The sequence below is a fragment of the Salibaculum griseiflavum genome, from assembly GCF_003129565.1.
GTDB classification, from domain to species: domain Bacteria; phylum Pseudomonadota; class Alphaproteobacteria; order Rhodobacterales; family Rhodobacteraceae; genus Salibaculum; species Salibaculum griseiflavum.
In genome coordinates this window covers 1-20,035 of the sequence record NZ_QETF01000023.1, presented here as the reverse complement: position 1 = coordinate 20,035, position 20,035 = coordinate 1, and the positions used below count along the sequence as shown (strand labels likewise).

22 protein-coding genes are annotated in these 20,035 nt (G+C 60.9%); 17 read left to right on the top strand and 5 right to left on the bottom strand.

Features of this window, described 5'->3' with window-relative positions; translation table 11 throughout:
• The first annotated feature begins 23 nt into the window (after positions 1–23).
• A protein-coding gene (locus tag DFK10_RS15165; RefSeq protein WP_408005598.1) for an IS3 family transposase occupies positions 24–1,153 on the top strand; the annotation gives its coding sequence in 2 pieces (ribosomal slippage) (positions 24–258 and positions 258–1,153; 1,131 coding nt in all).
• A gap of 425 nt (positions 1,154–1,578) precedes the next feature.
• Complete coding sequence (locus DFK10_RS16545) at positions 1,579–1,734, top strand: hypothetical protein (RefSeq protein ID WP_217810179.1); 156 nt, start codon at positions 1,579–1,581, stop codon at positions 1,732–1,734.
• 1,087 nt (positions 1,735–2,821) lie between these two features.
• On the opposite strand, the gene DFK10_RS16770 is transcribed toward DFK10_RS16545, so the two are convergent.
• The 5 genes from DFK10_RS16770 to DFK10_RS15135 all read right to left on the bottom strand — a co-directional run bounded on the left by DFK10_RS16770 (position 2,822) and on the right by DFK10_RS15135 (position 6,547).
• Positions 2,822–2,965, bottom strand: a complete 144-nt coding sequence (locus DFK10_RS16770) for a hypothetical protein (protein ID WP_109389878.1) — start codon at positions 2,963–2,965, stop codon at positions 2,822–2,824.
• Positions 2,966–3,456: 491 nt separating this feature from the next.
• Entirely contained in the window at positions 3,457–4,344 is an 888-nt protein-coding gene (locus DFK10_RS15150; RefSeq protein ID WP_109389877.1) for a competence protein CoiA, read from the bottom strand.
• Between the two features lie 48 nt (positions 4,345–4,392).
• Entirely contained in the window at positions 4,393–4,785 is a 393-nt protein-coding gene (locus DFK10_RS15145; RefSeq protein ID WP_109389876.1) for a hypothetical protein, read from the bottom strand.
• Positions 4,782–6,098: a recombinase family protein gene (locus tag DFK10_RS15140; protein ID WP_109389875.1), complete on the bottom strand. Its 1,317-nt coding sequence runs from the start codon at positions 6,096–6,098 to the stop codon at positions 4,782–4,784. Before DFK10_RS15140 ends, DFK10_RS15145 begins: the two co-directional genes overlap by 4 nt.
• Positions 6,095–6,547 carry a DUF2924 domain-containing protein gene (locus tag DFK10_RS15135; protein ID WP_109389874.1) on the bottom strand — a complete coding sequence of 151 codons (453 nt, stop codon included), beginning with the start codon at positions 6,545–6,547 and terminating at the stop codon, positions 6,095–6,097. Before DFK10_RS15135 ends, DFK10_RS15140 begins: the two co-directional genes overlap by 4 nt.
• A gap of 335 nt (positions 6,548–6,882) precedes the next feature.
• Between DFK10_RS15135 and DFK10_RS15125 the strand changes: the two genes are divergently transcribed.
• From DFK10_RS15125 to DFK10_RS15055, 15 genes are all read left to right on the top strand, one after another.
• Positions 6,883–8,118, top strand: coding sequence for a hypothetical protein (locus DFK10_RS15125; RefSeq protein ID WP_109389872.1), 1,236 nt, complete (start codon positions 6,883–6,885; stop codon positions 8,116–8,118).
• Entirely contained in the window at positions 8,084–9,025 is a 942-nt protein-coding gene (locus tag DFK10_RS15120; RefSeq protein ID WP_109389871.1) for a hypothetical protein, read from the top strand. Before DFK10_RS15125 ends, DFK10_RS15120 begins: the two co-directional genes overlap by 35 nt.
• 108 nt (positions 9,026–9,133) lie before the next feature.
• Positions 9,134–9,727 (top strand): sigma factor, encoded by a 594-nt coding sequence (locus DFK10_RS15115; RefSeq protein WP_109389870.1) that lies wholly within the window; start codon positions 9,134–9,136, stop codon positions 9,725–9,727.
• A gap of 28 nt (positions 9,728–9,755) precedes the next feature.
• Positions 9,756–10,091, top strand: coding sequence for a hypothetical protein (locus tag DFK10_RS15110; RefSeq protein ID WP_109389869.1), 336 nt, complete (start codon positions 9,756–9,758; stop codon positions 10,089–10,091).
• Positions 10,092–10,116: 25 nt separating this feature from the next.
• Positions 10,117–10,605, top strand: coding sequence for a hypothetical protein (locus DFK10_RS15105; RefSeq protein ID WP_109389868.1), 489 nt, complete (start codon positions 10,117–10,119; stop codon positions 10,603–10,605).
• Entirely contained in the window at positions 10,602–11,495 is an 894-nt protein-coding gene (locus DFK10_RS15100; protein ID WP_109389867.1) for an ATP-binding protein, read from the top strand. The genes DFK10_RS15105 and DFK10_RS15100 overlap by 4 nt, the downstream gene beginning before the upstream one ends.
• A gap of 13 nt (positions 11,496–11,508) precedes the next feature.
• Positions 11,509–12,171 carry a hypothetical protein gene (locus tag DFK10_RS15095; RefSeq protein WP_235866863.1) on the top strand — a complete coding sequence of 221 codons (663 nt, stop codon included), beginning with the start codon at positions 11,509–11,511 and terminating at the stop codon, positions 12,169–12,171.
• Positions 12,172–12,182: 11 nt separating this feature from the next.
• On the top strand, positions 12,183–13,874 hold the full coding sequence (locus tag DFK10_RS15090) for a DEAD/DEAH box helicase (protein WP_109389866.1): 1,692 nt from the start codon (positions 12,183–12,185) through the stop codon (positions 13,872–13,874).
• A gap of 224 nt (positions 13,875–14,098) precedes the next feature.
• Positions 14,099–14,299, top strand: a complete 201-nt coding sequence (locus DFK10_RS15085) for a DUF6511 domain-containing protein (protein WP_109389865.1) — start codon at positions 14,099–14,101, stop codon at positions 14,297–14,299.
• Positions 14,299–15,066: a hypothetical protein gene (locus tag DFK10_RS15080; RefSeq protein WP_109389864.1), complete on the top strand. Its 768-nt coding sequence runs from the start codon at positions 14,299–14,301 to the stop codon at positions 15,064–15,066. Before DFK10_RS15085 ends, DFK10_RS15080 begins: the two co-directional genes overlap by 1 nt.
• Positions 15,063–17,471 carry an AAA family ATPase gene (locus tag DFK10_RS15075; protein WP_109389913.1) on the top strand — a complete coding sequence of 803 codons (2,409 nt, stop codon included), beginning with the start codon at positions 15,063–15,065 and terminating at the stop codon, positions 17,469–17,471. The genes DFK10_RS15080 and DFK10_RS15075 overlap by 4 nt, the downstream gene beginning before the upstream one ends.
• 468 nt (positions 17,472–17,939) lie before the next feature.
• Entirely contained in the window at positions 17,940–18,476 is a 537-nt protein-coding gene (locus DFK10_RS15070) for a crossover junction endodeoxyribonuclease RuvC (protein WP_109389863.1), read from the top strand.
• Entirely contained in the window at positions 18,473–18,685 is a 213-nt protein-coding gene (locus tag DFK10_RS15065; RefSeq protein WP_456238784.1) for a hypothetical protein, read from the top strand. The genes DFK10_RS15070 and DFK10_RS15065 overlap by 4 nt, the downstream gene beginning before the upstream one ends.
• Complete coding sequence (locus DFK10_RS15060; protein WP_109389862.1) at positions 18,675–19,100, top strand: DUF6362 family protein; 426 nt, start codon at positions 18,675–18,677, stop codon at positions 19,098–19,100. The genes DFK10_RS15065 and DFK10_RS15060 overlap by 11 nt, the downstream gene beginning before the upstream one ends.
• A 511-nt stretch (positions 19,101–19,611) precedes the next feature.
• The gene (locus DFK10_RS15055; protein ID WP_109389861.1) at positions 19,612–19,782 is read left to right on the top strand and encodes a ParB N-terminal domain-containing protein; all 171 of its coding nucleotides are present in this window, start codon (positions 19,612–19,614) and stop codon (positions 19,780–19,782) included.
• Positions 19,783–20,035 lie beyond the last annotated feature (253 nt).

The window sequence follows — 20,035 nt, the reverse complement described above, 5'->3', positions numbered from 1 at the left end:
TTTTGCCACAAAGGAGAGACATCATGGCATCGAACCCGACCCCAGAATTCCGCGCAGAGGCAGTGCGTGTTGCTTTAACGAGCGGTCTGCCGCGTAAACAGGTAGCAGCCGATTTTGGTGTTGGCTTCTCGACGCTGAGCCGTTGGATCCAGCAGGATCGGCGCAATCCAGAGAAGCCTGCCGCCCAATCTGATCTTGAACGCGAGGTCGCGGAGCTGCGCAAAGAGAACCGTTTGCTTCGGGAGGAGAGGGAGGTGTTAAAAAAGGCCACCCAGTTCTTTGCGGAGCGAAGCAAATGAGGTTTGCTTTCATTGCAAAGAACGCGGACATGCTCCCTGTCGAGCGACTGTGCCAGATTATGGATGTCAGCCCACGAGGGTACCGCGCCTACCGCAATCGTCCGCTCAGCCAAAGCCAGCGAAAAGACTTGGTGGTCCTCGCGCACATTCGCGAGCAGTTTGCCCTGTCTCTTGGAAGCTATGGTCGCCCACGCATGACAGAGGAACTGAAGGAGCTGGGCCTTGAAGTGGGGCATCGCCGTGTCGGCAGGCTGATGAGCGAGAATGGTATTGAGGTGAAGCGGAACAAGAAATTCAAGGCGACGACGGACAGCAACCACAGCTTCAACATCGCGCCCAATCTGTTGAACCGGGAGTTCTCAGCGGATCGTCCCAACCAGAAATGGGCGGGCGACATTAGCTATGTGTGGACCCGTGAAGGGTGGCTTTATCTCGCTGTGATCTTGGACCTGCATTCAAGGCGCGTCATCGGCTGGGCCGCCAGCAACCGGATGAAACGTGATCTGGCGATCAGGGCCTTGAACATGGCCATCGCGTTCAGGCGGCCGCCCAGGGGCTGCATTCATCATACAGACCGCGGCAGCCAATATTGCTCCCACGACTACCAGAAGCTCCTGCGCCAGCACGGCTTCCAGGCATCAATGAGCGGAACCGGCAATTGTTATGATAATGCGGCGGTCGAAACCTTCTTCAAGACGATCAAGGCTGAGATGCTCTGGCAACGGTCCTGGCGAACACGTCGCGACGCTGAGATCGCCATCTTTGAATACATCAATGGCTTCTACAATCCGCGACGCAGACATTCAGCCCTCGGCTGGAAAAGCCCCTTGGCCTTCGAAGCAAAGGCTGCATAAGTGAGCAATCGGAGCGGCACGAAAGTGTGACAGGTCCATCCGGGCCCGGCCCGTCGTCAAGAATTGGATGGCTTTCTACAACACTACAAAGCACTATTCCGCGCTTGATCGGCAGACGCCGGACGACCCGTATTGGGCGGGCTTAGAAGAGCGACACGCAGGATAAAACTTAAACTCGATACACCTTAGCAAAGCTGAAAAACGGTAGTCCGAAAAGCTGGTGCCACTTCAACAAGTATAATTGATGGCTGGACACTTTCGGATACGAAGTCCACCTAAGGGCAACAGTTCAAGTCGACCCGAGGTGAACAGAGATGCCAACTAAAAGACGAAATACTTGCTTGGTAAGAGGCTGTGGAGGCAGCGCCCAAGAGGATAATCAGCTTTGTGTGCGCTGCTATGTCATGTTGAGCAGAGGTCTTCTCATGCCCTCGACCGCTTGGTTTGCAACTGAGCTTGAGTTTATGAACAAGCAAAACCACGAAGCGATGCAGAATGTTTGCGACCTAAGTAGCGAGCTTGAAGAGGCAAGAAGAGTTATGAAAAATGTTGAACTTAAACAGGGGCGGGAAACAAAATGATAGTCCGATATAGATGTCTGACGTCAGCGCCTTTGGGACAGATCTGAGGTTTTCGCAACGAAGGATTTCTGGTTCGTCGCAGCCATTATTGAGCGAAGATCAGCAAGAAATCCGGAACATCGAAAGACGCGGCTGACAAGCTGGTCAGAGGCATCCACCGTAAGAAACGCAAACAGTATTCTGCCGAAGAGAAGATCAGGATCGTGATAGCGGGAATTTTGTAAGAATGGCTCAAGATGCGCCATCTGCGCCTCGATCAGCTAGAAGAGATCAGACGTGTTCACGGCTCGTTTCTCGAGCCGTGAATCACAAGCAAAGTAACTGATCAATGGGTCCTGTTTCTAAGTAGGTGTGTGTTGTTCTATCCCTCCGTTGAGCATACCGCTACTAATTGTAAAAGTTTGACTTCGGCCCTGTGAATTTTTTATCGATTTTTCAATGACTAGGCGGTAAGCGTAATACATGCGGTGTCGTGATGTCTTGGCATTTTGTTCCCAAACAGCAGCGGCCTCTGCAGGGCACTTGCTGCTGTGTCTACCTGTTTTGCTGGGAGATTGGCAGTGAAATGATGATTCCAAAAAACAAGAAATGGCTGGATGACGAGCTTGCTCGCGGGGTGCGAGAGCGGTGGTGCATGCGTCTTGGCTGCACTACTTGCGGCTGTTATCAGATGATTGAAATTCTTACAGGAGCGCCCGCATCAGGTAGTGCTTCGATCATCAGAATTCTCGATAACATGACATGGGAGCGCGCCGAGGAGGTCACAGATGGGCTTCGGTACTGCGGGGTTCAAACGGACGCAAATGGAGTAATGTGGATGCTCTTTATGCTCTGGAGTCGCTGGGGAGATTGCGTCCATGAGGACCTTTTTCCAGTATTGGATGGAACCTACGCCGGCGAAGTGTTGGAGAGCATGCGAATTCATTACGCAAAGAGACAAGAAAGGCGTCGCTTGCATTCAGTGCGTCAGGGCGCGAACAGAGAGGACTGGCTTGAGTAGGTGATCGCGTGCGGAGTGCGCTGAGGAGATCAATGGCAAATAAGTGACTCTCGAGTCCTCTGCAGAGATTCTAACTCACAAGATAGCCTATCGCCGTTTGCAGGCACGAGACAAATCTGACATCGCGGCTAATGTGAATTCTATGGAGAGCGATGACTTAGTGGCGGCGCTCAAGCAGTTTGCTGCCGATTGTGAGGCTGCACTCAATGTGTCGCAACACTGCGATCTCATATTTGCAAAAGTGACACTTTCTAAAGTTATCGTTCAGGACGGATTTGCTTAGCTTTACGAAACCGAGAGGGAGCCGACCTGAGAGTTTTTGAAGGCCGTTATCCGAGCGGTAAGATAGTTCGTTACGGGACCCAAGAGATCCGGTTACTTGACGAACTCAGCGTGGCATAAATGATTACAATGACTTAGAGGGTAGAGAGGGTTCGCGGCCAGACCCGTTCCCTCCGCCACTGACCAAAGAAAAACCGTTCTCCTGTTCCTCCGCCGGCCGGATTTTTCCCTTATATTCAAAGGTTGTATCAACTGTGCCCGTGACCCAAGGTAGCGATTGAGGTCCAGCCGGTTCTCTCTAAGGGCCCATATTCTCCGCCGTCGGTAACCATAGAATCGCGCTACGTTGCCCGTAAGTCATTGAAAATGATTAAGTAAGTTCTGGTTGCCGGCTGCTTTAGCCGCTAGTCGCGGCCTTTTCTGTTGCCACTTCCAGCGAACTATCGCCTGGATTCTGAAGGGGCATCTCTGCTCTTAGTGCTCTGATAATAATCGCGATTTTCTTCGCATTCGGTTTCAGCGACCGGGACGAATGTCGCCAGCCGTCCCTCTGGCCAATTGAACCATTCACTACTGTCGGCGCTGCGGTGGAATAGGTTCAGGCGAAGGGCGTCAGCAGGCCATGGCCCCTGAAGGTATAGGGTGCGGAAGCGCCGAGACCGCCGCGTCCCGCCCTGACGGTAACGTTTCACCGCGCCCATCTCGTACCAGAGGGCCTCCTTGGACATTAGCATGTGGTCGGTCAGGGTGGCCCGCCAGAAGGCGCGTGCGCGCGGCTGATACATCCAGAGACCGTCCTCACCAACCATGCCGTACATCCAAAGGACGTGAAGCTGGATGGGGTAGCGATCGACTTTCAAAATGTCAGGCGCGATTTGGTCAGCGGCGTCCAGAATGCCGGGGTCGAGAAACGGCACCCAAAGCTGAGCAATACCACTGCGTACAAACGACTGGGCACGTTTTTCAAGGTCAGGCACGTTGATCCGGGAGTGCTGCAACTCGATCGCTACAGGCGTTTTCGAGCTGGGTGACCACACCATAATATCGGCACGACGGTCCTCGGCGACCTCTGTGGTTGCATATTCCGCTTCGACCTGAAGGCCGCGCGCACGGAGGGCGTCCAGCAGAACACGCTTGGCCTCGAGATGCGCGCGTGTTTCGCCTGTACGGGCTATGCAGGATGCCCGGGGCCTGTGCGCGAAGTGGGCTACAACCTTGCGTCCACGGCGCAGAATGACCTCGTCTTTACAGACCGGACAACGATATGCCCCGCTGCGCCGAGCCATGTCGGCATCAATTCTTGATCCATTCAGGTCGGCGATCAGCATGGTTCCTCTCACATAAAAGGAACCACGAGCACCGCCTTACGGCAAGAGCTACCCGTTGCTGTAGCCCAGCTCCCAGCGTTGCTCGCCCCACAGGGGGGTCATGGGGTCCAGCAATTCCTTGAGGCTCTTGTTCGGGTTCTTGCCATCCAGGATGGCCTCTATGATGTCGGGCGCCAGATTGGTCAGTCGCATCACGCGGATCAGGTAGGAGGAGGCGATTCCTTCGTGCGCGGCCAAGTCCGCGATAGACGCGAACTCACCTTCATCGACCAACCTTTTCCAGCGATGTGCCCGCGCCAGCGCCTTGATCAGCGCGTTGTCGAGCTTGGGCGGTGGCGAGGCGAAATCCGGCAGGATGATCTGCTTGCGCCCGCTGCGCTTCTTCACCTTGAAGGGAACGGTCAGCGTGATGGTTTCGGGCACGCTCTTTTTGCCTTTCATGCAGCGTCCTCCTCATCGTGATCTTGTGGCTGCAATTCCTCAGCCAGATCGGCGAGGCCATCTATGCGCAAGCGCACGTTCAGCTCGGTCTCGGTGACATCGACGCGTTCGATCAGAAGCGATGCAATGCGCGCCTGTTCAGCCGGAAACAACTCATCCCAGACCGGATCCAGCTGCTCCAAGGCACGGCGCACGTCTTGCTCGTTTGCTGCGCTGGGGTCTCGTTGCGCGGCTCGCCATGTGCCAGCGACGATTTCCGGTTGCCGGAAAACCGTCCGCAATTGCGTCACGACGGAGGCTTCGATTTCTCCTGCAGGCACACGGCCGACAGGACATGTGCGCGCGCCATGCTTGAGGATGGTTTGGCTGACATAGTACCGATAGAGCCTGCCGCCCTTCTTGGTGTAGGTGGGCGAGAAAGCGGCGCCATCTGGCCCATGGAGAAGTCCGCTCAGCAAGGCCGGTACACTGTTACGAGTCCGCGCGGCGCGTATGCGTGGGTTTTCTTTGATGATGGCCTGAACCTTGTCCCACGTTTTTCGGTCGATGATCGCCTTGTGCTTGCCAGGGTAGCTTTCGTCCTTGTGGACAACTTCTCCGATGTAGGCGCGATTTCTCAGCATGCGATAGAGGTATTTCTTATCGATAAGATTGCCCTTCGGCGTTCGGATCCCGCGTTTTTCCAGATCCCGCGCCACGATTGTACAGGAGCCCACCTTGATGAAACGGGAAAAAATCCAGCGCACATTGGCGGCGCGTTCCTCGTGGATCAGCAACCTCCGGTTTTCGACGTAGAAGCCGTAAGGTGACACGCCGCCCATCCACATGCCTTTCTTCTTCGATGCGGCCACCTTGTCGCGGATGCGCTCGGCGGTCACCTCCCGCTCGAACTGTGCGAAGCTGAGCAGGATGTTCAGCGTCAGGCGGCCCATCGAGGTTGTCGTGTTGAAGGACTGGGTCACCGAAATGAAGGTCACGTCGTTGCTGTCGAAGATGTCGACCATCTTTGCGAAATCGGGAAGCGATCGCGATAGCCGGTCGATCTTGTAGACGACCACGACGTCAACCAGACCATCCTTGATATCTGACAGCAGTTGCTGAAGCCCCGGCCGCTCCAGCGTGCCGCCGGAAACGCCGCCGTCATTATATTGCTCGCGCACGGTCACCCAACCCTCGGAGCGTTGGCTGGCGATGTAGGCTTCGCAGGCTTCACGCTGCGCATGCAGACTGTTGAACGCCTGCTCAAGACCTTCTTCGCTGGATTTGCGCGTGTAGATGGCGCAGCGAAGTTTTCTCGGGGCCGGTTTGCTCATTTGCGCCTCCTGTAGTTGTTAAGGCCGAAAAACACCGGGCCGCTCCAGCGCGTCCCGGTGATGGCGCGCGCGATGGAGGAGAGAGATTGGTACGGCCGCCCCTCCCATTCGTAGCCATCGGTGGTGACGGTCACGACGTATTCGACCCCCTGCCACTCGCGAACCAGGCGGGTGCCGGTAATGGGTTTGAGATCGGTGCGGATGCGGCGTTTCATGTAGTCACCGCCGTCAAGCTGCTCGCCGAGTTTTTCAAGGCGCTTGACGGTCTCGGGTTTCAGGCCGCCGTAGGCGAGCTCCTGGATACGGTAGCCGAGGCGGGTCTCCAGATACCGTCGAGTGAAGGGGGGCGGCTCGGTGCCCATCAGGTCACGCCATAGCTCGCGCAACTCCGTCGGCGTCTTGATCTTCAGGGCGGCGACACGGGCGTAGATCGGATCGTCTTTGGTCATGGAACCTCCTTGTGAGTTGGGTCCGCATGAACGCTCCACTCGGGCGGAAAGTGTAGAGAACTTTCTCTATTTCTGTCAGAGGGTTGACCGCGTCGCCGTGAGTTCATTCGAACGAAACCCAAGGCCAGGATCTGGCAGATTTCGGCACGCCGCTCACGGGGTGTCATCAGGTCGGGGGATACGGGGTTGGGCGATTTCATTGGATATCTCGGGCTGCTCTCTCACCCTGTTTCTACTCATGCCCGGCGAAAATCGTCCCAGCGCCACGCGCGGATTGACCTATTGTTGCAGGAACGTATCATGAACATCTTAGCCGTTTAGAGAAAGGATTCGCCATGGCTGGCAATCTGAAGAAATTCGTGAACCCGCGCTTCATTAAGACTATCGAGCCGACATTGATGCGGCAGTTGTTCGACCGCCACTTCCCCGGTGGCAGTCAGCCAATCGCGTTCGACAACGCGACGACGGACGTCAGGGGCCTTCTGGCCGAGTATTTTGAGCAACCTGTCAGCGAATGGTCTCAGGGCTTGGTCGCTGACCTGCATCGCATTGCTGAGGTTGGTACCTCGCACGGCCTGAATGCTATCCTCAACGCGGCGCGGCGCCACAACATCATACTCTTCACCGACATAGGTGTGGATGCGTCAGAGGACGCACCAGTCGGCCATGACCCCAAGCATGTCGCGCTGTATGTTTATCTGCACCATCATGCGGTTTTCGAGGTCGCCGCCGATCAAATGGCGTTGCGGGCACCGACGGCGATGGCAGAGTTTCGTGGGCCCGAACGCGATGTGCCGGCGGATCTGACAGAGCACGCGGCGGCCAGCTTTGAGGCGGCCGCGGCGGCGTTGTTTTCGCAGGACCTTCAAGGTGGGTACTGTCGCCTCGCACCTTACGATGAAGACGATGAATTCAATCTGGTCCTGAGCCACGGTGCCCCGGTGAAAACCACGCCCGTCGTTGCCGACGATCGCGAAGAAATCATCACGGTGCGCGCCATCAAATACGCGGCCCTGCGATATAATGCGACGGAGGGGCGGCTGTTGATCGGCAGCGTCCTGAAATCCCAGCAGACCGCTTTGGCCGAACTTTTTGCGACCCATGTCCTGGGGCGACCCGGCTTTTTTGCCGGTGAGCATGCGCGTGACCTATACACGCTCGAGCCGATTTCCGAGGGCGGTCCTCACTTTGTGTTTGACCACCTCTACGATGAAACCATCCACAGCGTGACGATCATTTCTGCGGTCGCGGATCTGTTTGAATGGGATGACGACGCGCAGGTGTCACGGCACCTGCGCAGCTGGGTCATCAAGGACGCGAGTGGTGCCTTGCGGAACTTTGCCGACAGCGAGGTGCAATTCAGGCGCGGCTGGCGGCTTGGAGAAATCACCTTTCGGGTGTTCTTCAACGTGGGCAAGAAGAAACCGGCCCAATCGACTGTTCGGCTAAAGCCGCCCGGCACGTTGGCCTTCCGCCGCACGCGGTTCGAGAAATCCATCCATACTCTGATCGCGCGCAACGGGCTGGAGAAAGATCATGATCTGGATCTGGTTGTGGACGCGGCTCAGTAAGACCGGCGTGCGCCCCGAAGTTTCCGGTCGTCTCTTGCGCCGGTTTCCAGCGGCCGAGGTTGCCAGGCTGCTCAAGGCGCGCATCCTGATCGAGGACCGGAAAGTCGATACCTGGGGCACCTGCGCGCATTGCGACTGTGGCTACGAGGTCCGTTTGGTCGAGGAAATCGACGGCCGCCTGATAGCCTGCTGCCCGCTCGATTCCAGTCAGGACGTTCTGCTCGAACCCTGCGATCTGAAGAGGTATCGCGTCGATGCGGACAAGCTTGTCACCGCGATTGCAGCCGCAGGTCGGATGAAAGGCAGTCCCGCGGAGATTGCCGCCGGGATCTGGTTTCTGGGCCGTTCAGGAACCGGGCGTCGCATTTTCATGTGCCGGACGCCCGAAGATGTCTTTGTTCCCGGGATTTCAATGCTTGTGAAATCGATGGCGGGCGCCATGCCTCCGATCGTGATTTGCGAGCAGATCGACACCAACAGCGGCATCAGCCTGCGCGACATGGAAATCGATGTGCACGAACTCGATGAGATCGTCCGGCCAAACGAGAAAGGCGATGAAGAAATTTCCTTCGACGCCTTGCTGCCGCCACGCGACCGCGTCCGGTTGGTCATGGATCGTGGGCGACAAGTCGCGACGCTGGACGGCCAGATTCTGGATTTGCCATTGCAAATGATAGCCCTGCTTCGCTTGTTCGCCGAGCAAGCTTTGCGGTCTGACCCGAGGTTGAAAAAGCAGGAAATCGAGATCGACACTGGCCGCGAGGCCAAAGAACTCATGCGTGATTTGCGCGGTGCTCTGATGAGCTGCGGCCTGACACGGGCGCAGGTGGACGAATTATTCGTTTCGGTTCGGGGCATTGGCTATCGCTTGGCGTTGGCTCGCGAGGAGATCGAGATCATCGGGTAGGACCGCGCCCACTTTTCTCACACCAAACACACACCACAAACACACCAAGGGTGGGGCCCGGTCGGCCAAGCTCGGAGCAATCGCAATCAAGCTCCGAGGACCCCAGCCATGCCCACCAAACTCTCCGCCGCCGACGTCGCCACGCTGATTGAAGAGGCCAACCGCTCGGCGCGCCGCCTTCAGCGCAAATTGCATCTGTCGACAGCGGATATCGAGGACCTGTCTCAGGACCTGCTGCTGGATCTGATTTGTCGCTTGCCTGCGTTCGACGCGACCCGCGGCAGTATCGGTGCATTCGCAAACATCGTCCTGCGCAATCAGTCGTCGCGCATCGCGATCCGGGTTCAGCGCGAGCGACGCTCGCATGATGGCTGGACGTCCTCGCTTGATGTTCCGATGGCTGGCTCCAGCGAGCCCCTGAAGGATCTGTTGCTTGAAGAGGATGGCTTGGCCAGCTGGCACGGCCAACGCCCCACCGGCGTGGATACGCTGAATGCGAGGCTTGCGGCCGCATGTGCCCTGGCACGCCTACGGGATGATGATCGCCACCTTTGCCGTGCTTTGTCGCGTCTTCCCGCCTCTGACCTGGTCGCCCACGGCGCCGTCAAACGCTCGACGCTTTATCGCCGGATCGCAGCCCTCCGTCCGGTGCTCACCGCCTATGGGCTTGGCCCGTGCTGGGACGATTTTGCGACCGCGTGAGTAGAAACAAGATGAGGAGGCCAGCATCATGACCACAGAAACCATCACCACAACCCGGCCCAAGGCACCGCTCACGGAAATTCAGTTCTGTGCCTGGGTCGCTCAGGCCCTACCAGGCGATCGGCTGGAATACCATCGCGGCTTCCTGGTGCTCGACGCTTTTCCAGGGCTTTCCAAGCTTGGAGACAATGAGCGCAAAGAGCTGAGCCTTTTGGGCTCGCGGGCCTTTTGGACCGAAGCGCAGGGCCTGGTCCATCTGGTCCAGGAGCGCCTCGGGCCGGATCTGTTTTCCTATCTCGCCATCGCCCGTCCCAAGCCGCGCGGATCAGCCGACGCCGTGAAGCAACTCGCTGATGCTGCGTAACTCATTCACCTCGAAAGGAGACCCTGTGACTTACCCTGAAAATACCCCGAGCGTGGATGACATGCTCAACATGCCGGCCGGCGAGCTGGCGCAGCTGCCGGTTGAGTTGCTCGCCAGCCTGCAGGCCGAACTGGCCCATGCCAACAAGCAGTTGCGCGCCGCAACCGCGCGTTTCAACACCGCGCTGGAGGCGCGTTATGCCACCCGGGCCGCAGAGGCCCGCAGCGCCTGTGGCAAGGACACGGGCACCGTGAGGCTGGCCGATGGCGCCTACACCGTGGTGGCCGATCTGCCCAAGCGCGTCGACTGGGATCAGGACAAACTTACGCAGATGGCCGCCAAGATCACGCACAGCGGCGAGGACCCGGCCGAGTTCATCGACACGAAGCTGACAGTCTCTGAGCGCAAATACGGCGCGCTGCCCGAGGCTTGGCGCAAGGGGCTCAAGCCGGCGCGCACGGTCAAGGTTGGCACGCTCAAGGTCACTCTCGAGCCGAACGAGGCCGCGCAATGACCGACGCGCTTCCCATCATCACCGCCGACGAGCGGCTGGCGGAAACCCGCGGCATCAAGGGTGTGATTTTCGGCCCCTCAGGGATTGGCAAGACCAGCCTGCTCTGGACGCTGAAAAACGCGACCACGCTGTTTTTCGATCTGGAGGCCGGGGATCTGGCCATCGAAGGGCTGGGCGTGGATGTGATCCGCCCGCGGACATGGGCGGAATGCCGGGATTTCGCAGTGTTCATCGGCGGGCCCAACCCGGCGCTGCGCGGCGAGCAGCCCTACAGCCAGGCGCATTTTGACGCGGTCTGCGCCAAGTTCGGCAACCGGGCCGTGCTGGAAAAGTACGACACGGTGTTCATCGACTCGATCACTGTGGCGGGGCGGCTCTGCTTTGGCTGGTGCAAGGGCCAGCCCGAGGCCCACTCGGAAAAGACCGGCAAACCGGATGTGCGTGGCGCCTACGGCCTGCACGGCCGCGAGATGATCGCCTGGCTCACGCATCTGCAGCACACGCGGGCGAAGAATGTCTGGTTCGTCGGGATCCTCGACCAGAAACTCGACGACTTCAATCGCCCGGTATTCCAGCCGCAGATCGACGGGTCCAAGACCGGGCTCGAACTACCGGGCATCGTCGACCAGGTCATCACTATGGCCGAGTTCAACGCCGAGGACCGCAGCCTGCAGCGCGGCTTTGTCTGCCAGACGCTGAACCCCTGGGGCTATCCGGCCAAGGACCGCTCCGGGCGGCTCGAGATGCTCGAGGCGCCCCATCTGGGTCGGCTGATGGACAAGATCCGCGGCCCGCTCGTGCCCGAAGAACGCCGGCTGACCTACCAGGCCCCAGAGCTTCCGGCGCCGCCCAAGGCGCGGGCAGCCCCCAACTCCAATCCCACCAACTGAAAGGACCCCACCAATGTCTCTCTGGAACGATTTCAACGATGCGCAAACCAACACCAACGTCATCCCCAAGGGCACGCTGGCCAAGGTGCGCATGACAATCCGCCCCGGCGGGTTCGACGATGCCGCGCAGGGCTGGACCGGCGGCTATGCCAAGCGGTCCTCCACCGGCGCGGTTTATCTCGATGCCGAATACACGGTGCTCGAAGGGCCCTATGCCAAGCGCAAGATCTGGTCGCTGATCGGGCTCTACAGCCCCAACGGCCCGAACTGGGCCAATATGGGCCGCAGCCTCGTGCGGGGCATGCTGAACTCGTCGCGCGGGATTTCCGACAAGGACAATTCGCCAGAGGCGCAGGCCGCGCGGCGCATAAACGGGTTTGCCGATCTCGACGGGATCGAGTTTCTCGCCCGGATCGATGTCGGCAAGGACACGAGCGGAGAGGACCGCAACGAGATCAAGAGTGCGGTCATGCCCGATCATCGCGATTACGCGAAGCTCATGGGCCATGGAACTGCGCCGAGGGTACCGCGGACGGCCTATGCGTCTCAATCTGCACCCGCGGCACCGCAACCCGGCGCACCGGCGCAACAGCCCCAGACGCCGGCTCAGGACGCACAGCCCGACCAGACGCCTGCCGGGCCCGGCTTTTCCGGCCGTCCCAGCTGGGCGGAGTGAGGGGTACCGCCATGCGCCTCCGTCCCCGTCAGAAACTTTTCGTCGAGCGCAGCCTGGCTGCGCTCGGCCCCCGAGACAACACGCTCGGGATCGCGCCAACCGGTGCTGGCAAGACGATCATGCTCTCGGCGGTCACCGGAGAAAGGATTGGCGGCAGCGCCGCCAAGGCCTGCGTGCTCGCACATCGCGACGAGCTGACCGCGCAGAACCGCGACAAGTTCGCTCGGGTCAACCCGGACGTGACCACCTCGGTGCTGGATGCCAGCACCAAGTCCTGGGGCGGCCAGGTCACTTTTGCCATGGTGCCCACGCTGGCGCGCGAGGCCAATCTGGCCGCCATGCCTAGGCTGGACCTGCTGGTCATCGATGAGGCGCATCATGCCGCCGCCGACAGCTACCGGCGCATCATCGACCACGTCCGGGACGCCAACCCGGAGGCTCGGATCTTCGGGGTCACGGCCACGCCCAATCGCGGCGATCGCAAGGGGCTGCGCGCGGTCTTCGACAATGTCGCCGACCAGGTGCGGCTGGGCGAGCTGATCGCGTCAGGCCACCTGGTGCCGCCGCGCACCTTCGTCATCGATGTGGGCGTGCAGGACAAGCTCAATGCGGTGCGCAAGACGGCGTCGGATTTCGACATGTCTGAGGTGGCCGAGATCATGGACCGCGCGCCGATCACCGACGAAGTGGTGCGCAACTGGCAGGAGAAGGCCGCCGATCGGCCCACGGTGGTGTTCTGCTCGACCGTGGCCCATGCTGGCCATGTCGCCGAGGCCTTCAACGCCACCGGCATCCCCACCGGCCTGATCCATGGCGACCTGCCTGGCGAAGAACGCCGTAATATCCTCTCCGCCTTCGCGAAGGGCGAGATCCGCGTCATTACAAACGTGGCCGTGCTCACCGAGGGCTGGGACCACCCGCCCACATCCTGTGTCGTGCTGCTGCGGCCCAGCTCTTACAAGTCAACGATGATCCAGATGGTCGGGCGCGGCTTGCGCACGATCGACCCGGCGGACCATCCCGGCGTGGTCAAGACAGACTGCGTGGTGCTGGATTTCGGCTCGTCGAGCCTGACCCACGGCACGCTGGAACAGGATGTCCATCTCGACGGCAAGACAGGCAACGGCGAGGCGCCCTCGAAGACCTGTCCGTCCTGCCATGCCGACATTCCGCTGGCCACCTGTGAATGCCCGATCTGCGGCGAGGCGCTGGTGGAGCCCGAGGACGCGACATCCGATGGAAACCCGAACGGAGCGCTCTCGGACTTCCTGATGACCGAGATCGACCTGCTCGAGCGATCCAGCTTCGCATGGGTCGATCTCTTCGGCACCGAGGATGCGCTGCTGGCCACGGGATTTGTGGCCTGGGGCGGCGTCTTCTGGCTCGACGGGCTCTGGTACGCCATCGGCGGCACGCGCGGTGCGCAGCCCCAACTTCTAGGGATCGGCGAGCGGTCCGTGTGCCTGGCGCAAGCCGACGACTGGCTCAACGATCATGAGACCGACGAGAGCGCCTTCAAGACGCGCGGATGGCTGATCCAGCCCGCCACCGAAAAGCAGCTGAAATATCTCTCGCCCGAGGCGCGGAGCGATTTCGGGCTCACGCGCTACCGCGCCTCGGCCCTCATGACTTTCGGGTTCAACAAGCGCGCGATCCGGCAGCTGATCCTGAGCGCGGCCCCGACCGCGCGGGAGGCCGCGTGAGCCATGTCGCGCAAATCTCGCCCGCGCCCGCAGAGGCTGCGGACCCATTGGGCCGTGACCAGCTCTGGCACCCCCGTGGCGCGCTCTGCGCGGTCTGCACCTCCCGCACCCGCGGTTTTGGCTGGTTCGATCCCCACCAACCCCGCGCAAAGCGCACATACCGCTGGTTCTGCTCGATGCCGTGCCAGTCGGCCTTCACACGCAAAGCCAAGAAAGGACTGAAAATGGCAGAGATAACCGAAGAGGAGCACATGGCGATCCTCGCCAGCCTCAAGCCCGTGGCGCGACAGATGGAGACCTATGGCTGGGACACCCGTCTATCGGAGCTCACGGAAGTGCAGGTGCTTTGGCTGATCGAAACAGCGGTGCAGGAATTTCGTGAAGCCATGGGCGAGATCACCAGCCAGTCGGAGGTCCCCTTCTGATGCTGGATTACAACCACCGGCCCAGCTTCGGCGAGCGCGTCAACGAGACCATCGATGCGGCCCTGACCGCCGAGAATACGGCAAGAACGCCCCGCGACTATCTCGGCGGCTCCCGTCTCGGGCAGGCTTGCGAACGCGCCCTGCAATTCGAGTTCACGGCCACGCCGAAGGACGAAGGCCAGGAGTTCTCGGGCCAGCTGCTGCGCATCTTTGCCATCGGCCATGTGCTCGAGGATCTGGCGGTCGCCTGGCTGCGGCAGGCCGGGTTTGACCTCTATACCCGCAAGGGCGACCGGCCAGACGGTGGCCAGTTTGGCTTTTCGGTCGCGGGCGGCCGTATCCGCGGCCATGTCGACGGCATCATGGCCGCCGGACCCGAAGGCTTCGGCCTGGCCGTGCCCGCGCTCTGGGAATGCAAAACCATGAACGCGAAGAACTGGCGCGCCTGCGTCAAGGACGGCGTGACCAAGGCCAAGCCGGTCTACGCCGCTCAGATCGCGGTCTACCAGGCATACATGGAGCCTTCGGTGCCTGGCATTTCCGCTGCGCCCGCGCTCTTTACCGCGATCAACAAGGATACGGCCGAGCTGCACCATGAGCTTGTGTCCTTCGACGCCGACCTCGCGCAGCGCATGTCCGATCGCGGCGTGCGCATCCTGCAAACCACGGATGCGGGCGAGTTGCTGCCCCGCGTGGCGCAAAACCGCGATTTCTTCGAGTGCCGCTTTTGTCCGTGGGCGGAGCGCTGCTGGGGGATGCCGACATGACGGACGCTCCCGACGACCCGCCCGAGACAGACGACACGCGAAAGGAGGCCGACATGGCGAAGGATGACGACAGCCCAAACGAGAGCAATATGGACAGCGACGAGAGCGCGCCCGAAGAAAACCTGGTCCATTTCAACCCGTGGCGCGATTTCAACGACGCGGCACCGCAGATCGATGTGTTCGGCGACGAGCCTGACCCTGAGCAGATCGCGCAATTCATGGAGGTGGTCTTCGGCTACTCGGAGGGGCTGATCCCGGTGCGCAGCTTTATTGACAAGGGTCAGGGCATCGATGGGCGCCCGCACAACATCTGGATCGAGGCCAACGAGGCTGTGGCCGACAAGATGGCCACCTTCGCAACCTGGGCCGCGCGCGAGGGGGCGGCGGTCTATGTGATCCCCGGCACCGTGGCTGAACCCGGCCAGGCCCGCGCTGCAGAGATCCTGCAGATGCAGACCGTGGTGGTCGATCTCGATACCGGCGATATCGCCGCCAAGCGCGCCCATCTCGAACGCCATCTTGGCGCACCCACCATGGTGGTCGAGAGCGGCGGTGTGACGCCCGAGGGCCAGCGCAAGGCCCATGTCTGGTGGAAACTGACCGAGCCCGCCGAGGGCAGCGACATAGCCCGTGTGACCCGTCTGCGCGGCGACATCGCGGCCAAGGCCGGCGGCGACATGCATTTCCGCTCGGCGCACCAACCGATCCGGGTGGCGGGCTCAGTTTACTACAAGAACAACCTCAAGACACAGGTCCGCATCGTTGAGCTGAACGAAGATCACGAGCGCGACCTGAACGAGTTGATCGAGGCGGTCACCGAGATGCCGCCCGCGCCGGGCGTGTCGCTGCAGCCCGAGTTCGCCCATCCCGACAAACCTGCCGTCGACGATGTGCTGGTCACCCCGGTGCGCGAGGGCGCCGCCGATGACTGGTCGCGCTTCGAGGGGGCCTCGGCGGCCATCGGGCATTTTATCCGCATGGTCCATGAGGGCCGCATGTCGAAGGATGAGGGCTGGGAAGGCATCTGTGGCTACAACGCCGCCATGCTGCGCCCTGCGTGGTCCGTGGAACGGCTCAAGCGCGAGTCCGAGCGGCTCTGGGCTCTGCATGTCGAAAACAATGGCCCCCCGCTTGTGCGGCTCGACAGCGGCGCGCCATCACCGGACGAGTTGCCCGCGTTCAGCCTCGGCGCGCTGCTCGACGACGCCAGCCCTATGCCCGAGGATATCATCGCGCCGCGCGTGCTCACGCCCGGTGGCCTGCTGGTGCTGGGCGGCGCGCCGAAGGTGGGCAAGAGCGATCTACTGATTTCCTGGCTCGTGCACATGGCCGCCGGTCAACCCTTCCTCGGCTTCACACCGCCGCGGCCGCTACGCATCTTTTATCTGCAGGCCGAGATCCAGTATCACTACCTACGCGAGCGTCTGCGCCAGATCACCCTGCCGCCGGACATGCTGAAAGCGGCCCGCGACACATTCGTCACCACCCCAAAACTGAAGCTGCTGCTCGACGACGAGGGCAGCGTGCAGGCTGCCCGGGCGATCCAGACCGCCTTCCCGGAGGCGCCGCCAGACATCATCTGCGTCGATCCGATCCGCAACCTCTTCGACGGTGGCCCCGAGGGCGGCGGGGAGAACGACAACACCGCCATGATGTTCTTCCTCAAGGACCGGGTGGAGGTGCTGCGCGATCATATCGATCCCGATTGCGGGGTGATCCTGGTCCACCACACCCGCAAGCTGTCCAAGCACCAGGTCAAGGAGGACCCGTTTCTGGCCCTGTCGGGCGCCAGTGCGCTGCGCGGCTTCTACACCTCCGGCCTGATCCTGCACCGCCCCGACGAGGATGCCTCGGAGCGCAAGCTGGAGATCGAGCTGCGCAACGGCCCGGCACTCGAGCCCAAGCTCATCGACAAGCGCGGCGGCGAATGGGTCGAACTGAACCCGATGAACGAGCGGCTGGTGAGGGCCGAGGCTGGGACCAAGTTCGATGCGGAACGCGTCCGCAAACAGGATGTCATCCTTGGCCTTCTCCTCGATGAAGCGGCCAAGGGGCGGCTCTATACCATCAACCAGTTCGCTGAATCCTTCGAGAATAAGGCCGGTCTCGGGGGAAAGGACGCGATCCGCAACCGGATTGGTGTGCAGACCACCAAGGGTTTCATCAAGTTCGTGCGCGACGGTTCACCCTATGGATACGGGGTGTCGCGATCCCGCTTCGGCTTCCTCTGTGTCGAAGGCATGGTCATGCCCATGGAGGGAGAGCACGTGGATCCGGATACCGGTGAGGTATTCCCGATCAGCGTGCCCGTGCTGCCCACCCACTTCAAATCGGCGCAAACCGGCGCCATTCTCGAGGTCGAGAACCCGAACGAATGGGTCTATCCTGAGGGGGAGCGGTCATGAACATTCCCGCCGAATGCTTCCCGCAGAATCTCGCGCAGGCCAGTTTAAACCAGATTGGGGGCGTTGCCGAAACTGCCTCGCCATCCGCCCGCAGAACTACGCACTGTCCAGTTGTAACCAGTTTCGGGTCATTGCCGAAACTGCCCCTGCAGAATTGCGCAGGAACCGCAATCCATACGCTGCAACCAGTTTGGGCTGAACTGGCAGTTTCGGGCGCCCGAAACTTGAAAATATTAAGCCATGTCAATGGCTTGACCACATCATATGAGTTGGGTGGTGTGAACCACCCCCTTCGGGGGTGGGGGAGAACGCCGCAAGGCGTGTTCTCCCACTCCCACCCCCAGGGGGTTCCGCGCGCGTGGCCTTTCTCAACCCTCACTTCTCAATCCGACGACGGCGGCCGGTACCGCCAAGCATCAACCGCCGTCGTCTTCCACCCGAGCAGCCAACCAGAAAAGGAGACCACCCATGGCTGAGATGACTCTGTCCAGCGCCGCACTCGGCGCAACCCCTGAAACGCGCATCCCGCCCGAGACCGGGCGCACCATCCTAGCCCTTGATCTGGGCACCACCACCGGCTGGGCCATCCGTGGCTTCGATGGCTTGATCACCAGCGGCACCGCCAGCTTCCGCCCCGGCCGCTTCGACGGTGGCGGCATGCGCTACCTGCGCTTCACCAACTGGCTGACCGAGCTCGACCTGCTGTCCGGGCCGATCGCCACCATCTACTTCGAGGAGGTCCGCCGGCACGCGGGCACTGACGCGAGCCACGTCTATGGCGGTCTGATGGCCACGCTGACCGCGTGGGCCGAGCTGCGCGGCCTGCCCTACGAGGGCGTGCCTGTCGGCACCATCAAGCGTCACGCAACCGGTCGCGGCAACGCCAACAAGCAGGCGATGATCGACGCGGCGCGCGACCGCGGGTTCTCGCCCGCCGACGACAACGAGGCCGATGCCATCGCCATCCTGCTCTGGGCGATCGAGACGCAGGGAGGTGTGGCATGACCGGGATGCAGTTCACACCGAAAGGCTATGGCGGCCACCGCCGCGACCCCCAGCAGGTCAAGCGCGAGGGCTGGCGCGAACAGGGCGTGCTCGCCGTCTCGGTCGATGACGAGCGGCTCACTTGGCCCGAGCGTGAGCTCGTCCGCCAACTGGGCGAGAAGCTCTATGGCAAGCTTCCAGCCGTGAGGGAGGTGCGCAATGGCCGATAACTGGACCCGCGCCATGGTCGCGGACCGGCTGGACCTCGCGGCCGACGTCATGCGCGCCATGCCGCCGGTGCGCCCGCAGGGCTATGTCAGCGCCTGGCCGGAATACCTCTCCACCTTTGCCGATCAGGTGGGACAGGAGCCACGGATGAAAAAGCCGCTGCCATCGCCGCGGATGATCACGCAAGCCGATGAGGCGATGCTCTGGCTGCGGTGGGTCGACAAGGATATCGGCCAGATCCTCTGGGCGCGCGCCAACCGCAAGCCGTGGAAACGGATCACCTGGCACCACGGAATCAGTCGGGCCACAGCGAACCGCCGACACGACTACGGGCTGGCTGTGATCGTCTGGAAGTTGAATGGACGAACGGTGCCGCGCAAACGATCGATGGCCTATGTCATTGGTCAGACGGTGTGAGCGTTGGGGCGGCCAATTTGTGGCCGCCCTGTCAACCCCTCTCGTGCCGGCGGGACGCTTTTTGGTGAGACACGGAAACCTGTGACAGATCCCGCTCGAGGGGCTATAACAGCGATAAGATGATCGAAGTGCGGTTGAGCGGGCCGCGTCGGTTTGACCGGATTAAAAGGTTGTGACTGTGGACCAGTTTGGAGGGTGCAACTGTCTCTGGTCGATTTTGTGAGACATCTTACCCATTGATATTGAACGGGTCCTTCCTGTTCGCAGACGTATATGGGGGGGCTCAGCGCGAGGCTTTCCCAGTCACACCCGCAAAAACACCCGTTTCGTTTCGCTTTGCGCGCAACCCCAAAGAAACAAGGGCCTGACGGCCTGACAAACCCCGCCTGAACCGAAACGGGGGTCTGACCCCATTTCGCTTCGCGCAGCAGACCCATTTCGCTTTCGGGCCAGAGCCGTTTTGTTTCGTGGACCTCTGGTTCGCGCATCAAGCCTTCCCAAGGACACCGCCATGGACGTCACCGACCTGCCGCTCGAGCAGATCATCCCCTACGCGCGCAACCCGCGGAACAACGCCGAGGCCATCGCAACGGTCGCGGCCTCGATCCAGGAGTTTGGCTGGCGCCAGCCGATCGTCGTGGACGAGGCGATGGTTGTGCTGGCAGACATGCTTTCGTTTTAATTTAAATCTCTTAGAACTCTGGTGCCTGGAGGTGTAAACAGGCAGTAGTACTGAGAGCAAAAAACGACGATTAGGTTAGCGCCCTGGCGCTGCCGTCGAGCCATTACAGGAACGAGTTTCGGTAACCGGGGGATGTCCCGACGGATGTTGAAACTTTGAAAAAGGGTGGCGTTGCTTCCCCTGAGCCGTAGGCTCGGGGTGATCAAACCAAAAAGGAAGCAACACCATGAAGACGACTACCACATCCTCCAGT